General features: G+C 67.2%; 13 protein-coding genes. 7 read left to right on the top strand and 6 right to left on the bottom strand.

What is annotated here, in order from left to right; translation table 11 throughout:
- Positions 1–8 precede the first annotated feature (8 nt).
- From ACEQX1_RS19960 to ACEQX1_RS19945, 4 genes are all read right to left on the bottom strand, one after another.
- On the bottom strand, positions 9–1,079 hold the full coding sequence (locus ACEQX1_RS19960) for an ABC transporter permease (RefSeq protein ID WP_370197499.1): 1,071 nt from the start codon (positions 1,077–1,079) through the stop codon (positions 9–11).
- The gene (locus tag ACEQX1_RS19955; protein WP_370192381.1) at positions 1,079–2,638 is read right to left on the bottom strand and encodes a sugar ABC transporter ATP-binding protein; all 1,560 of its coding nucleotides are present in this window, start codon (positions 2,636–2,638) and stop codon (positions 1,079–1,081) included. The genes ACEQX1_RS19960 and ACEQX1_RS19955 overlap by 1 nt, the downstream gene beginning before the upstream one ends.
- A 1-nt stretch (position 2,639) precedes the next feature.
- On the bottom strand, positions 2,640–3,284 hold the full coding sequence (locus ACEQX1_RS19950; protein WP_370192382.1) for a DUF2291 family protein: 645 nt from the start codon (positions 3,282–3,284) through the stop codon (positions 2,640–2,642).
- A gap of 75 nt (positions 3,285–3,359) precedes the next feature.
- Entirely contained in the window at positions 3,360–4,304 is a 945-nt protein-coding gene (locus ACEQX1_RS19945) for a D-ribose ABC transporter substrate-binding protein (RefSeq protein WP_024350213.1), read from the bottom strand.
- Positions 4,305–4,457: 153 nt separating this feature from the next.
- Between ACEQX1_RS19945 and oiaX the strand changes: the two genes are divergently transcribed.
- The gene (gene oiaX / locus ACEQX1_RS19940) at positions 4,458–5,693 is read left to right on the top strand and encodes a 3-oxo-isoapionate-4-phosphate decarboxylase OiaX (RefSeq protein WP_370192914.1); all 1,236 of its coding nucleotides are present in this window, start codon (positions 4,458–4,460) and stop codon (positions 5,691–5,693) included.
- A gap of 74 nt (positions 5,694–5,767) precedes the next feature.
- Here the strand turns inward: oiaX and ACEQX1_RS19935 are convergent, their stop codons facing one another.
- Together ACEQX1_RS19935 and ACEQX1_RS19930 are read right to left on the bottom strand one after the other, a co-directional pair.
- Positions 5,768–7,159, bottom strand: a complete 1,392-nt coding sequence (locus ACEQX1_RS19935) for a M20 family metallopeptidase (RefSeq protein WP_370192902.1) — start codon at positions 7,157–7,159, stop codon at positions 5,768–5,770.
- A 99-nt stretch (positions 7,160–7,258) separates the two neighbouring features.
- Positions 7,259–8,191 carry a LysR family transcriptional regulator gene (locus tag ACEQX1_RS19930; RefSeq protein WP_228239653.1) on the bottom strand — a complete coding sequence of 311 codons (933 nt, stop codon included), beginning with the start codon at positions 8,189–8,191 and terminating at the stop codon, positions 7,259–7,261.
- Positions 8,192–8,297: 106 nt separating this feature from the next.
- On the opposite strand from ACEQX1_RS19930, the gene ACEQX1_RS19925 reads away from it, so the two are divergent.
- The 6 genes from ACEQX1_RS19925 to ACEQX1_RS19900 are packed head-to-tail and all read left to right on the top strand — an operon-like array spanning position 8,298 to position 15,589.
- The gene (locus tag ACEQX1_RS19925) at positions 8,298–10,139 is read left to right on the top strand and encodes a CocE/NonD family hydrolase (RefSeq protein ID WP_370192905.1); all 1,842 of its coding nucleotides are present in this window, start codon (positions 8,298–8,300) and stop codon (positions 10,137–10,139) included.
- 23 nt (positions 10,140–10,162) lie between these two features.
- Positions 10,163–11,707 (top strand): ABC transporter substrate-binding protein, encoded by a 1,545-nt coding sequence (locus tag ACEQX1_RS19920; protein ID WP_370192906.1) that lies wholly within the window; start codon positions 10,163–10,165, stop codon positions 11,705–11,707.
- A 51-nt stretch (positions 11,708–11,758) separates the two neighbouring features.
- Complete coding sequence (locus tag ACEQX1_RS19915; protein ID WP_009210442.1) at positions 11,759–12,676, top strand: ABC transporter permease; 918 nt, start codon at positions 11,759–11,761, stop codon at positions 12,674–12,676.
- 5 nt (positions 12,677–12,681) lie between these two features.
- Positions 12,682–13,578 carry an ABC transporter permease gene (locus ACEQX1_RS19910; protein ID WP_370192910.1) on the top strand — a complete coding sequence of 299 codons (897 nt, stop codon included), beginning with the start codon at positions 12,682–12,684 and terminating at the stop codon, positions 13,576–13,578.
- Complete coding sequence (locus tag ACEQX1_RS19905; RefSeq protein ID WP_370192912.1) at positions 13,575–14,606, top strand: ABC transporter ATP-binding protein; 1,032 nt, start codon at positions 13,575–13,577, stop codon at positions 14,604–14,606. Before ACEQX1_RS19910 ends, ACEQX1_RS19905 begins: the two co-directional genes overlap by 4 nt.
- A complete protein-coding gene (locus tag ACEQX1_RS19900) occupies positions 14,603–15,589 on the top strand; it encodes an ABC transporter ATP-binding protein (RefSeq protein ID WP_187390787.1) in 987 nt (328 codons plus the stop codon). Before ACEQX1_RS19905 ends, ACEQX1_RS19900 begins: the two co-directional genes overlap by 4 nt.
- Positions 15,590–15,596 lie beyond the last annotated feature (7 nt).

The following is a 15,596-nucleotide window of genomic DNA, read 5'->3' as shown; positions in this document are numbered from 1 at the left end:
TACTCTCCTTACTTGCCGAGGGCCGCCTGGGCCTGCAGGGCGACGCGGCTCTGGACGCGCTGCTGGGCCTGGTCGATGACCACGGCGGCGATGATGACGAGACCCTTGATCACGGTCTGCCAGAAGGCCGAGACGCCCATCATCACGAGGCCGTCCGACAGGACGCCGATGACGAAGGCGCCGATGATGGTGCCGCCGATCTTGCCGCGACCGCCCGACATGGACGTGCCGCCCAGCACCGCCGCGGCGATGGCGTTGAGCTCGAAGGTGTCACCGGTGGCCGGATGGGCGGCGACGAGCTGCGAGGCGATGATGATGCCCACCAGCGCGGCGCAGAAGCCCGAGAACATGTAGACGAAATACTTGACCCGGTTGACCTTCACGCCCGACAGGGCCGCGGCCTTCTCGTTGCCGCCGACCGCGTAGATGTAGCGGCCGAGCGGCGTGCGCTTGGCGATGTAGGCGGCGACGCAACCCACCACGATCAGCATCCAGATCGAGATCGGAATGCCGAGGAAGTCGCCGGCACCGATCATCCGGAAGGTGTCCGAGCCGTATTCGGCGTTGCCGTTGAGGTTGGGGAAGGTCCGGCCGTCCGAGGACAGCATGGCGGCGCCGCGCGCGACATAGAGCGTGCCCAAAGTCGCGATGAAGGGCGCGACGTTGAGCTTGGTTATGAGGATCCCGTTGATCGCCCCGACGGCCACGCCGACGACGATGACCAGGAGACAGATCTCGATCGTGTTGAACTGGATCGACCAACCGAGCCCCAGATCGATGCCGTTGAGGATCAGCCAGCCGGCGACCATGCCGCACAGGCCGACGATCGAGCCGACCGACAGATCGATGCCGCCGGAGACGATGACGAATGTCATGCCGATGGCGAGGAAGGCGTTGAGCGCGACGTGCTTCGACATGATGACCATGTTCGCCGTCGACAGGAAGTTCGGCGCGGCGAAGGCGAAGAAGACGAAGACGAGGATCAGCGCGATGAAAGTGCGCGCCTTCAGGATGACGAGCAGCATCGAGGTGCTGTCCATCTCCCGGCGGGGAACGGCGGTGGCGGTCTGGGCGGTCATCACGAGGCCTCCTTGAAGGCGGAACTGGGCGCGTGGTCGGGGGCGTGCCCCATTGCCGAAGCCTCGACGAGCGCCGTTTCGGTCGCCTCGTCCTTGCTGAACTCGCCGGTCACCCGGCCGTTCGACATCACCAGGATCCGGTCGGACAGCGACATCACCTCTTCGAGGTCCGAGGTGACGAAGACGATGCCGAGGCCGTCGGCGGCCAGCTTGCGCATGACGCGGAACACCTCGGCCTTGGCGCCGATGTCGATGCCGCGGGACGGCTCGTCCATGAGCAGGATCTTGGGGTCGGTCATCAGCGCCTTGGAGATGACGACCTTCTGCTGGTTGCCGCCCGACAGCGAGGAGACCTCGTGCTCGGGGGAGGCGATCTTGATGGTCATGCGGCGGATGAAGTCGGCGACGGTCTCGGCCTCGCGCTTCAGCGACATGTGGATGCCGCGGGTGAAGGCGCCGAGGCTGGAGAGCGTCATGTTCTCGCGGATCGACAGGATCTGCACGAGCCCGTCCTGCTTGCGGTCCTCGGGAATGAGGGCGAGGCCGCGGGCGATCCGGTCGGAGACGCCGCGCTTGGCCAGGTGCTCGCCGCGCATGAAGAAGGAGCCGGCATAGTCGCGCTGCTGCCCGATGATGCATTCGAGCAGTTCCGAGCGCCCGGCGCCCATAAGGCCGTAGACGCCGAGGATCTCGCCCTCACGCAGCGAGAAGGAGACGTCGTCGACGGCCAGGCCGCCGCTCTTGTTGGGCAGCGAGATATGCTCGGCCCGGAAGATCTCGGCGCCGTAATCGTGCTCGACCTCCTTGGCGAAATCCTTCGAGGCCTCGCCGATCATGTTGCGCACGATCCAGGGCACGTCGACGCCGTCCATCGAGCGGGCGCCGGTGATGGCGCCGTCGCGCAGGACGGTGATGTAGTCGCCGACGCGGATCAGCTCTTCCAGCCGGTGCGAGATGTAGACGATGCCGACGCCGTTGGCCTTCAAATCGGCGATGACCCGGAACAGGATCTCGACCTCGGAGGCCGACAGCGCCGAGGTCGGCTCGTCGAGGATCAGGATGCGGGCGTCCTGCGCCAGGCTCTTGGCGATCTCGACGATCTGCTGCTGGCCGACCTTGAGGTCGCCGACCAGCGTGTCGGGGTCGATGTCGTGCTCCAGCCGGCGCAGGAGGCGGCGGGTTTCCTCGCGCTGCGCGGTCATGTCGATATCGACGCCGGCGCGAGTCTTTTCGCGGGCGATGAAGATGTTGTCGCTGACCGACAGGTTGGGGAAGAGGTTGAGCTCCTGGAAGACGATGCCGATGCCGTGGCGGGCGGCCTCGTCGGTTGAGCGGAACACCCGTTCCTCGCCATTCATCAGGATGGTGCCCTGGGTCAGCTGCTCGACGCCGGCGATGACCTTCATCATCGTCGACTTGCCGGCGCCGTTCTCGCCGACCAGCACGTTCACGGCGCCCATATGGAGGTCGAAATCAACGTCCTTGAGGGCGACCGTGCCGGGATAGACCTTCAGGCCGTTGCGGATCGACAGGCCGATCGGATGGGCAGCGTCGGCCATCTCACTCTCCGATCTGGAGCTGGGTCGGGACCAGCTCGACCGATTGCGCGTCGCCCTTCAGCGCGATGACGCCCTCGAAGCGGGCGGTCTGGCCGACCACGTCGCCCTCGGGAAGCGTCAGCCGCGAATGGGCGACGGCGTTCAGCGCATTGGCGAGCTTGGCGAATTCGATCTGGTCGCGGAAATCGGTGAAAACGATGAACGGCATGGCGTCGCGCAGCGCCGTGCCGCGGATGATCGGGCCGAGCTGGACCGTGACGTCGCCCTTGCCGTCGCTGTCGGTATCGACCTGCAGCTTGGCGGCGCGGCTCTTCAGCTTGGCTTCGACGATCTTGCCCTCGCCGGAGACGGCGAAGTTCCACGGGCTGGTCTCGCCGTCGCGGGGGAAGCCGTATTGTTCGCCGGCGGCGTCGGGATCGCTGGCCATGGCGGCGCGCAGATCGGTCAGCGGCACGACGTGGCTGGCGATCTCCGGCATGACCTTCGGCTCCCATGCCTCTTCGGCATAGGTCGCCATGCGGGTCTCGTCGGTGGCGGCGACCGCGCCTTCACCGGCGGTCTTCTCGGAGTCCCAGACGATGGTGAAGCCGCAGAGGCAGAGGACCGAGGCGGCGAGAATGGTGGTGCGGATGGTTCTGTTGCGCATGGCAGTCCTGCCCCCGAAAGGTGATGTGCCTGGCACGATGGCCAGGCACGAGCGTGTCTTGGGAGACGGGGAGCGTCAGTCGGCGAGCGCGAAGGTCTCGAGCTTGTCGGCGTTGCTCTCGTCGATCAGCACACAGTCCATGAGCTGCTTCTCCGGCTGGCCGGTGGAGCCCGTGGTCAGGTACTGGTCGGCCTGCTCGACGGCGAGCTGGGCCTGGCGATAGGCTGGCTGCAGCACGGTGGCCTTGATGCCGCCCTTCTTGATCGAGTCGCGCACGTCGTTGGAACCGTCGAAGCCGACGAGGATGACGTCGGTGCGGCCCGCGGCTTCCAGCGCCGCCCAGGCGCCCATCGCCATGGTGTCATTGCCGGAGATGACGCCCTGGATGTCCGGATTGGCCTGGAGGATGGTTTCCATCTTCTCGTAGGCTTCGGTCTGCGACCAGTTGGCGGACTGCTGCGCCACCATCTTCATGTCCGGATACTGGTCGATGATGTCGTGATAGCCCGAGGAGCGGATGCCGGCATTGGTGTCGGCTTCGCGGCCGAGCAGCTCGACGTAATTGCCGGCCTCGCCCATCAGCTCGACGAACTTCTCCGCACCGAGCTGCGCGCCCTGGTAATTGTTGGAGACGATCTGGCTGACGGCGATGCCGCTTTCCTTGATCTCGCGGTCGATCAGGAAGGACGGGATGCCGGCTTCCTTGGCGCGGCGTACGGGCGCGACGGAGGCGTCGGCGCCGGCATTGTCGAGAATGATCGCCTTGGCGCCGCGGGCGATCGCCGTGTCGTACATTTCCGACTGCTTGTTCGGGTCGTCGTCATGGACGAGGACGAGGGTCTCGTAGCCGAGTTCCTGGGCGCGCTTTTCGGCGCCGACGGCCTCGGCCTTGAAGAACGGGTTGTCATGGCTCGGCGTGATGATGGCAATCAGGCCCTTGTCCTGGGCGAATGCCGGCATCGCGATCAGGCTGGCAGCGCCAGCCAGCGCGGAAATGAGAATACGACGGTTCAACAGCATGAAAGGCTCCTCCCGATCATTCGTGGCACCCGGTGCGGATGCCCTCCTCCCTAGATCGGCCCGAAGCTTGAGAGATCGTCATTACTATGTCAACAGGTATGATGAGTATTTGAGATGGCGTGCGACAAGAAGGATAATGCGATGGCGGACGACATGATCAGGGTGACCTATCGCATCGAATGCGCCGGCGACGTCGAGGCGATGGCGGCCAAGATCGCGTCGGACCAGTCGACCGGCACCTTCACCGAACTGCCGACCGAGACCGAGGCCGTGCGCGCCCGCTGCGCCGCCCGCGTCGAGCAGGTCACGCCGCTCGAGCCGCTGGCCGTCCCGTCGATTCCCGATCCGGCAGGGCAGGGGCCGTATCGCCGCGCCGACGTCACCATTGCCTATCCGCTGGAGGCCGTCGGCACCGACATCGCCGCGCTGATGACCATCACCATCGGCGGCGTCTTCGCGGTCAAGGGCGTTACCGGCATCCGCGTGATGGACATTGACCTGCCGCAGGCCTGGGCGTGCCATCCCGGACCGCAATTCGGCATCGACGGCTCGCGCCGCCTGATGGGCGTGGAGACGGGGCCGATGATCGCCTCGATCATCAAGCCGTCGCTTGGGCTTCTCCCGGACGAGACCGCCGCGGTCGTCGCCGATCTCTGCGCCGCCGGCGTCGATTTCATCAAGGACGACGAGAAGCTGATGAGCCCGGCCTATTCGCCGCTCGAGCAGCGCATCGCGGCCATCATGCCGGTGATCCGCAATCACGAGCAGAAGACCGGCAAGCGGGTGATGTACGCCTTCGGCATTTCGTCGGCCGATCCGGACACGATGATGCGCAACCACGACCGCGTGGTCGAGGCCGGCGGCAATGCCGCCGTCGTCAACATCAACTCCATCGGCTATGGCGGCATGAGCTTCCTGCGCAAGCGCTCGGCGCTGTGCCTGCATGCCCACCGCAATGGCTGGGACATTCTGACCCGCCATCCGGGCCTCGGTCTCGAATTCAGGGTCTATCAGAAGATCTGGCGGCTGCTCGGCGTCGACCAGTTCCAGATCAACGGCATCCAGGCGAAATACTGGGAGCCGGACGAGAGCTTCGTGCGCTCCTTCGAAGACTGCATGACGCCGATCTTTTCCGAGGCCGACCGGCCGCTGCCCGTGGTCTGTTCGGGCCAGTGGGGCGGCCAGGCGGTCGAGACCTATGAGCGCACCGGCCGCACGCTCGACCTGATGTATCTCGGCGGTGGCGGCATCCATGGCCATCCGATGGGGCCGGCCGCCGGCGTGCGCGCCATCCGCCAGGCCTGGGACGCGGCGGCCGAGGGCCTGTCGCTCGCCGACAAGGCGCGGGACCATCCCGAACTGGCCGCTTCGCTGACCAAATGGGGCTGAGCGCCCCGTATCCGCGCTGACATGCGAAGGAGGCAGGGCCGGGCAGCAGGCTCCCGGCCCTGTTTCGTGACGTCCTACCGTTCGACGGCGGGTGCGTTCTCGCCGAGGTCCCAATAGAGACCGGCCATCATCGCCAGGCCCTCGCGCACGATGCCGGTGGGCACGTGCTCGTTCGGCGCATGCTGGGAGCAGCCCGGATAGGAATGCGGCACCCAGATGGTGCGCATGCCCAGGACTTCGGAGAAGGCATCGTTGGGCAGCGAGCCGCCAAGATTGGGCAGGATCGCCGGCCTGGAGCCGGTCGTCTTGGCGATGGAATCCACCGCCCAGCCGACCCAGGCGTCGTCGGGATCGAGGCGCGTCGCCTTGAAGATGCCGTCGCTGGTCAGGCCGATCTGCACCATGCCGAGACCCTGCCGGTCGAGATGGCGGCGGATCGCCGGCATCACCGCCTGCGGATCGATGCCGACGACGTAGCGCAGCTGCATCCGGGCCCAGGCCCGCGGCGGGATGGCATTGACCGGTGTCTTCGGATTGCCGGCTTCGAAAGCCAGGACTTCCAGGGCGCACCAGCCGAAGACCCGCTCCGAGGGCGTCAGGCCCGGCTCGCCCCAGTCTCGCTCGATAATCTTGCCTTCGTCGCCGGCGGTGATGTCGCAATCGGCCAGCACCCGGCGCACCGCGTCCGGCACATGGGTCGGCACCATCTCGGGAATGCGGATCTGGCCGGTCGGCCCGACCAGGCTGGCGATGGCGTGGGAGAGCTGCACCGCCGGGTTGGAGAGGAGTCCGCCCCAATTGCCCGAATGCCGGCCGCCCTCGCGGGCGTCGATCCAGATGTCGAAATTCACGCCGCCGCGCGAGCCGAGAAAGATTGTGGGCCGGTCGGCCGACAGGCGCGGGCCGTCGGAGGCGATCAGGACGTCGGCCTTCAGCCGGTCGCGGTATCTCTCGCAGACCGCATGCAGGCCAGGCGAGCCGACTTCCTCGCCCATCTCGATCAGGTATTTGGCGTTGAAGCCGAGGCGGCCGCGGCTTTCCAGCACCGCTTCCAGCGCGGCGAGATTGATACCGTGCTGGCCCTTGTTGTCGACGACGCCGCGGCCGTACCAGCGATCGCCGCGATCGGTCACCGTCCAGGGCGACAGGCCGTCTTCCCATTCGGCATCGAGACCGCGGATGACGTCGCCATGGCCGTAGCCGAACACAGTCGGCAGGGCCGGGTCTTCCATGCGCTCGGCGATCAGGAACGGGCCCGGTGCGCTGTCGTCGGTGACGATCTCGGTGGTGAAGCCCAGCTTCTCCAGCGCCGGGGTCATCTCCTCTTCGAGATAGCGCAGCAGTTCCGCCCGCCGGTCCGGGTTCTGGCTCTCGGTCGGCATCGCCACGCGGCGTGCGAGTTCGGCGCGGAAACGACCGGAATCGAACGATTCCTGGGCAAGGGCGATGGCGGCGTCACGACTCACGGGCAGATCTCCTCCTCGACTTCGCGCGAAGCCTCGCCACGGGGCGCTCCCGCGTCAAATGCCAAAAACACAAGTGAGCTTGCGCCCCGCGCATGAAGGTCAGGCCGGCTTATCTTCGGATTCGAGCCATTGCTGGTTGGCGAGCGCGGCTTCCTCGATCGCCGCGGACCGCACGAGCGAGGTCAGCCGGTTGATCGTCGGCGTGCGCGCCTGCCATTTCGGCAGGATGAACACGTAATGCAGTTCGATTGCCGGCTCGAACGGGCGGATCACCATGCCCGGCTTGAGGCTGGAGCGGGCGACGAAGCCGTCGGCGACCGCGACGCCGACGCCGAGACCGGCGAGTTCGCAGGCGACAATGCCGTTGGGCGTTTCCAGCCGGATCGTCGGCGTGGCGTCGATCTTGCGGAACGCGGCGTCCAGCGATTGCCGCATGACGGTGCGCGGCGCGTTGGCGATCAGCGGCAGGTCCCGCAGATCCTCGGCATGGATCCGGCGGCGTCCGGCCAGCGGGTGATCGTGGCGCATCACGGCGACGGCGCGGATCGAGGCGATCGGCTCGATGTCGATGGCGTCATTGTCCATCGGCAGAACGGTGATGCCGAGATCGAACTGTTCGCGGCCGAGCCATTTCTCGATGTCGAGGCGCGAGCGCGAATCGATGGCGGCGGTGAAGCCGGGGTCTTCCGCCGTCATGGTGGCGATGGCGTCGCCCAGAAGCGCGCCGGTGATGTTCGGCGCGGTCAGGATGCGCACATGCCGGCGCTGGCGCGCCTTGACCCGCTGCGCGGCATGCATGGCGTCGTCGAGGCTGTAAAGCGCGTGCTCCACATGGCTGTAGAATTCGCGCGCCTCGGTGGTTGGCACCAGCCGGCGCTTCGTGCGAGTGAACAGCGCGAAGCCGACCTCGTCCTCCAGCGCGGCCAGAAGCCGGCTGACCTGGGGCTGCGTGCGGTGCAGACGTTCGGCGGCCCCGTTCAGCGAACCGCCCTCCATGAAGGCGCGCAAGGCTTCCAGACCCTTCAGATTCACCGGTTCACTCCATTCGCTTTGCGCATGAGATCTTGCGAAGATCGAAATTGACGCATGGCACAGGCCCCGTACGCTGACCACCCTGAGAGGCGCGTACGGAGTTCCGATGTCTGATAGCGATACGAAAGGTGACGCCTGGCGAAAGCCGCCGTCGCGCTATCGGGACGAGCGCCCCGCGCAGTTCGCGCTGCCGGCCCGGCCGGCCGCCTGCTATATCGAGATGCGCGATGGCTGCCGGATCGCCGCCGACATCTACCTGCCGGAAGGGCCCGGACGGCCGGACCGCCTCCCCACCATCCTGATCCTGACGCCCTATTACCGCCGGTTTGCGCTGCGCGACGGGGCCTCCGCCGACACCGAGCCCAGCCCCAACGCGGCGCGCTACCGCGACGCCTTCGTGCCGCGCGGCTATGCGGTGGTGGTGGTCGACGTGCGCGGCACCGGCGCCAGCTTCGGCACCCGCGACAGTTTCCGCTCGCCCGCCGAGCGCGAGGATTTCCGCGAGATCGCCGACTGGATCGTCGCGCAGCCCTGGTCGGACGGCACCATCGGCTCGACCGGGATTTCCTATCTCGGCGCTGCCGCCTGTTTCCTCGCCAGTACCGGCCATCCGGCGGTCAAGGCGATCGCGCCGCTCTTTGCGGTCTGGAACACCTGGGTCGATCACCTCTATCCGGGCGGCGTCCTTCTGAACAAGCTGGCGGCGAGCTACGACGACATCATGGTCGGGCTCGACCATGACCGCCGCGACGTGCTGGCGAACCAGCCCTATTTCGACAATCCCGACTTCGCCGGCCCGCAGCCGGTGGACGAGGACGGCGACGGCACGCTCTGCCGCGCAGCGGTGCGCGAACATCTCGGCAATTTCCACATGCCGGACTTCATCGGCGAGTTTCCCTTCGCCGACGACCGGCTGCCCTACGATCCGTCCTTCGGGGCGCACTCCTTCAGCCCCTACCATTACGCCGCCGACATCGCGCCGGACGTGGCGATCTACTCGATTTCGGGCTGGATGGACGGGGCCGGCTTCGCCAATGGCGCCATCGCCCGCTACCGCTCGCTCCCCAATCGCCGGCAGCATCTGCTACTGGGTCCGTGGGACCATGGCGCCCGCACCAATGTGTCGCCCTGGCGCGACCACACCGCTCCGGACTTCGACGTCCTGGCCGAAGTGCTGCGGTTCTTCGACGAATATCTGATGGGCCTCGACACCGGGCTGAAGGACGAGGCACCGATCCACTATTTCTCCATGCATGACGAAGTCTGGCAGGCCGCCGACGCATGGCCGCCGCATCAGCAGCGGCAGGTCCTGCATCTGGACGACGGCGGTCGTCTGGCGTCCGCAAGAGGCGTCGCCGGCGAGGACGCCTACCAGGTGGACTATACCGTCGGCACCGGCAACGACACGCGCCATGAGCGCCTCGCCGCCCTCAACACCACCGACTATTACGCCGACTGGCAGGGCCGCGACGCGGCGATGCAGTCCTATACCAGCGCGCCGCTCGAAGCCGCCGCGCGCATGTCCGGCCATCCGGTGGTCGACCTGTCCATCGCCTCCAGCGAGGGCGATGCGGTGATCCACGTCTATCTGTCGGAGGTCGAGGCCGACGGCACCGTTCGCTACGTCACCGAGGGCGTGCTGCGGGCCCTGCACCGGCACGAGATGCCGGCACCGGCCGATCAGGACTGGTCCTGGCCCTATCGCGACTTCAGCCGGGCCAGCGCCGCCCCGATGGTGCCCGGCAAGCCGGCGCGGATGCGCTTCGCGCTGCTGCCGACGTCGTGGACGTTCGGCGCCGGAAGTCGCATCCGCCTTTCGATCGCCGGTGCGGACTGCGATCATTACGTGCAGCTGCCGCACGGGCGACCGCCCCTTTTGACGATCGTTCGAGGCGGAACCGGCGGGTCGCTGGTCGAACTGCCGATGACGGCGAGCCAGCCGCGATGAGGAAACCAGGAGAGGGAAGCACGATGAAGACGCTGAGGAATACCCTGATGGCCGCCTGCGCGATGACGCTCGCGGCCTCGCCGGCCTTGGCCGGCAAGGACAACGACACCTTCGTCTGGGCGACATCCACCGAGATGGATACGCCCGACCTCTATTACGGCAACCAGCGCGAGGCGCTGATCACCGCCTACGCCCAGTGCGACAGCCTCATCCACCGCGACCCGGAGACCAACGAGTACCAGCCGCTGCTGGCGACGAGCTGGCAATGGGTCGACGACAAGACGCTGGAGATGGACCTGCGCGAAGGCGTCAAGTTCCACGACGGCACCGATTTCGACGCCCAGGACGTGGCCGACACGCTGAACCATGTCGCCGCGCCCGACAGCGACATGAAGATCCGCGTGATCGTCGACTGGATCGACAATGTCGAGGTGGTGGACGACCACAAGGTCCGCATCCACGCCAAGGCGCCGACGCCGGCGGCCTTCGAATATCTGTCCGGCACCTCACCGATCTATCCGGCCGGCCATTATGACAGCGCGCCGGAAGTGCCGGGTGCCGATGGCACGACGCGCCGCGACTGGGGCGCCGTCAACCCGGTCTGCACCGGGCCCTACAAGCTGACCGACTACCAGGCCGGCCAGTCGCTGACCCTGGAGCTCAACCCGGATTATTTCGAGGGCAGCCCGAAGGGCAAGCCGTCCATCGGCAAGATCATCTACCGGACCATCAAGGACCCGGAGACCCAGATCGCCGAGGTCGTCACCGGCGGCGTCGACTGGATCTGGGGCGTGCCGCCCGAGAATGCCGGCATGCTCAACGACATGGACAACCTCACCGTCGTCTCGGCGCCGACCATGCGCATGTCGTTCCTGGCGCTCGACGCTGCCGGCCGCACCGGCGAGACGCCGATGACGGACATCCGCGTGCGTCAGGCCATCGCCCATGCCATCGACCGCGAGGCGATCACCGAGAACCTCGTCGGCGAAGGCTCGACGGTTCAGAAATCCATGTGCGTGTCGGTGCAGTTCGGCTGCGAGACCGACGTCACGCAGTACCCCTACGATCCGGAGAAGGCCAAGGCGCTGCTGGCCGAGGCGGGCTACCCCGATGGCTTCGAGGTTCCGTTCCACGCCTATCGGGACCGGCCCTATTCGGAAGCGGTGCTGAACTATCTGCGCGCCGTCGGCATCAAGGGTGACCTGCAGTTCCTGCAGTGGCGGGCCCTGCGTCCGCTGATCGCCGGCGACGAGACCCAGATCGCGCATCTGACCTTCGGTTCCAACGGCATGCTCGATGCCTCGGCCTCGACCGGCTACTACTTCCAGTTCGGGCCGGACGACTACGCCCGCGACGAGGAAGTACGCGACTGGCTGACGGAAGCCGAAACGACCACGGATACCGAGGCCCGCAAGGCGCTCTACTCCAAGGCGCTCAAGAAGATCGCGGATGAAGCCTATTACATCCCGCTCTTCATCTATGGCCGGACCTACGCCTTCAACAAGGACCTGGACTATCCGGTGACCCCCGACGAGATGGCGCATTTCTATCTCGCCAAGTGGAAATAACCAGCGTCCGCCGGGGAGCGTCAGGCTCCCCGGCCACCGACCCGAGGCTCAATGCTCTTCTTCATTCTCAAACGCCTGCTGGTGACGTTTCTCGTGGTGGCGGTCACCTCGGTGATCGCCTTCCTGCTCGTCCACATGTCCGGCGATCCCGCGGCGGCGATGGCCGGCGAGGGGGCTTCGGCCAGCGACATCGCGGCGGTGCGTGAACTCTTCGGCTTCGACCGACCGCTGATCCTGCAGTATCTCGACTGGATCGGTCGCCTCCTGCAGGGCGATTTCGGCCGCTCCTATTACCTGCGCATGGACGTGGTGGATGTCCTGGCCGAGCACGTGCCGGTCACCGCGACTTTGGGCGTCCTGGCGCTGACCTTCGCGCTGGCGCTCTCCATTCCGCTCGGCGTTCTGGCGGCGCTGCGCCCCAACACGGTGATCGACCGCATCTCGCTGTGGCTGGCGGTCGCCGGCCAGGCGCTGCCGTCTTTCCTCTTCGCGCTTGGCCTGATGTACCTCTTCGGCGTCTATCTGCGCTGGCTGCCGATCTCCGGCGATTCCACCTGGGCGCATTTCATCATGCCCTCGGTCGCGCTCGGCTATTACGCCACGCCGGCGATCATGCGCCTGACCCGCTCCGGCATGCTCGACGTGATGCAGGCCGACCATGTGCGCACGGCCCGTGCCTATGGCCTGACACCCTGGCGGGTCGTGGTGCGCCATGGCCTGCGCCACGCCATCGTGCCGGTGGTCTCGCTCGCCGCGGTCCAGCTCGGCTTCATGCTGGGCGGCTCGATCGTCATCGAGACGATCTTCTCCCTCAAGGGCATCGGCCATCTCGCCTGGGAGTCCATCCAGCGCGCCGACATCGAGGTGATCCAGGCGATCCTGCTGCTGATCGCCGTTGCCTACGCGATCCTGACCCTCGTCGCCGACCTCCTCAACGCGGCCCTCGATCCGCGGATCCGCATCTCGTGAGTTCCATGCCCCCAGTCACCCACGCTCCGTCTCTCCAGATCGCGGTCTCGCCGACCCGCGTGGCCGTCGGCCGCGCCCTTCGGCATGGCAGCTTCTGGGTCGGCGGGCTGATCATCCTCGTCATCTTCCTGGCCGCCATCTTCGCGCCGTGGCTGACGCCCTACGATCCGTCGATCCAGGATCTCGGCCAGCGCTTCGTCGCGCCGGTCTGGGCCGAGGGCGGCAGCTGGGCGCATCCGCTGGGCACCGACGGGCTCGGCCGCGACTACCTCACGCGCCTCCTGTTCGGCGCGCGCATCTCGCTGATGATCGGCTTCCTGACCATTCTCATCTCCGGCACCATCGGCACCGCCATGGGCGTCGCCGCCGGTTACTGGGGCGGCTGGGTCGATCTGGTGGTCAATTTCATCATCACCATCCGCCTGACGCTGCCGGTCGTCCTCGTCGCGCTGGTCGTCGTGGCGCTGGTCGGCAGCTCTTTGTCGCTGCTGGTCATGGTGATCGGGCTTCTGCTCTGGGATCGCTTCGCCATCGTCATGCGCAGCGCCACCCAGCAGCTGGCCTCGCGCGAATACATCACCTCGGCGCGCACCATCGGCAGCTCCACCACCCGCATCCTGATCCGGGAAATCCTGCCCAACATCATGGGGCCGCTGATCGTCGTCGCCTCGATCGAGCTCGCCCACGCCATCCTTCTGGAGGCGGCGCTGTCCTTCCTCGGCCTCGGCGTCCAGCCGCCGAACGTGTCCTGGGGGCTGATGGTGGCCGAGGCCAAGAGCCAGCTCCTGTTCCGCCCATGGATGATCGCCGTGCCGGGCGCCGCGCTGGTGCTGCTGATCTTCGCGATCAACCTCGTCGGCGATGCCCTGCGCGATGTCACGACGCCGGAGGGCAAGGCATGAGCATGACCGCCCCCATCCTCGAAGTGTCCGGCCTCAAGGTCGAGATTCCCGTGCGCGACGCCGTGCTGCGCCCCGTCCGCGGCATCGACATCAGCGTCGCCAAGGGCGAGACCGTTGCCATCGTCGGGGAATCGGGCTGCGGCAAGAGCCTGACGGCGCTGGCCATCATGGGCCTCCTGCCGCGCCAGGCGAAGCTGACGTCCGACCGCATCGACCTCAACGGCGAATCCCTGAGTGAGGCCTCGCCGCGGCGCTGGCGCAAATTGCGCGGTGACCGCATCGCCATGATCTTCCAGGATCCGATGACGGCCCTCGATCCCTGCTACCGGATCGGCGACCAGATGGCCGAGATCCTGAGGCAGCACCGCAAGGTCTCGCGCAGCGCCGCCCGCGAACGCTCGCTGGAGCTCCTGCGCAAGGTCGGCATCCCGTCGCCCGAGGAGCGGCTGAACCAGTATCCGCACCAGCTCTCCGGCGGCCTGCGCCAGCGCGTGATGATCGCCATGGCGCTGCTGTGCGAGCCCGAACTGATCATCGCGGACGAGCCGACCACCGCTCTCGACGTGACCATCCAGGCCCAGATCCTGCGGCTGTTGCGCGACATCCAGCGCGAGACCGGTATCGGCCTGATCCTGATCACCCACGATCTCGGCGTCGTCGCCGGCATGGCCGACCGCATTGTTGTCATGTATGGCGGCGAGGTCGTCGAGGCGGGGACCTGCGACGAGGTGCTCGCCCGCCCGCTGCACCCCTATACCGAGGGGCTGATGCGCTCGATCCCGGTGCCGGGCGAGACCCGGCGCGGCGAGACGCTGGGCTTCATTCCGGGCGTCGTGCCACGCCAGACCGGCGACCTGACGCGCTGCGGCTTCCTGGAGCGCTGTCCCTATGCCCATGCGCCCTGCGCCGAAGGGCCGATCGCGCTGCGCGACGCCGGCGACGGCCATCTGATGCGCTGCGTCCTGCCGACCGACGGCAGCGGACGCGATCCCGAAGCCTGGACACGGCAGTCGGAGGCAAGCTCATGAGCGAGACCGTTCTCAGCATGCGCGGCGTCACGCGTGACTATGCCGTCGGCGGCGCCTTCCGCAAGAAGGCGACCCTGCGGGCCCTGCGCGGCATCGATCTCAGCGTCGACCGCGGCCGCACGCTTGGCCTCGTCGGCGAATCGGGCTGCGGCAAGAGCACGCTCGCCCGCATCCTTCTCGGCATCGAGGACCCGACCGCGGGCACCGTGCTCGTGTCCGGCCGGCCGATCCAGGAATACGAGCGTCTTGCCCGGGCCCGGCTGATCCAGCCGGTGTTCCAGGATCCCTATTCCTCGCTCAATCCGCGCATGTCCGTCGAGGCGATCATCGGCGCGCCGCTGAAGGTGCGCGGCGAGGGCACGGCCGCCTCGCGGCGCGCGCGCGTCCACGAGATGGCCGGCGAGGTCGGGCTGCCGCGGCATCTGGTCGAGGCTTATCCCAGCCAGCTCTCCGGCGGCCAGCGCCAGCGCGTCGCGATCGCCCGGGCGCTGATCGGCGAGCCGGAGATCCTGATCTGTGACGAGCCGACATCGGCCCTCGACGTTTCGGTGCAGAGCCAGATCCTCAATCTCCTGCACCGGCTGAAGCAGGAATTGAACCTGACGATGATCCTGATCAGCCACAACCTGGCCGTGGTGCACCACCTCGCCGACGAGGTGGCGGTGATGTATCTCGGCCAGATCGTCGAGCGCGGCGATGCCGACGCCATCTTCGAGCGGCCATGCCATCCCTATAGCGATGCCCTCCTGAAGGCGGTGCTGCCGCCGCGCGCCGGCGCCCGACTGCCCGAACTCGGCCTCGAGGCCGAGTTCCCCAGCCCGGTCAATCCGCCCTCCGGCTGCGCCTTCCATCCGCGCTGCCCCAAGGCCGACGCGCTGTGCGCCGAGGTCGATCCGAACCCTGCCGGCATCGACCCGGTCTTTCGCTGTCACCACCCGAACAATTTCGGCGCCGCGGCGCATCCCGCACGCGCGGCAGGCTGAGGGGACC

This window comes from Aurantimonas sp. (assembly GCF_964217435.1).
Taxonomy (GTDB): Bacteria; Pseudomonadota; Alphaproteobacteria; order Rhizobiales; family Rhizobiaceae; genus Aurantimonas; species Aurantimonas coralicida.
Note: the sequence above shows the minus strand (reverse complement) of the source record. Positions and strands in the feature narration are given on the sequence as shown.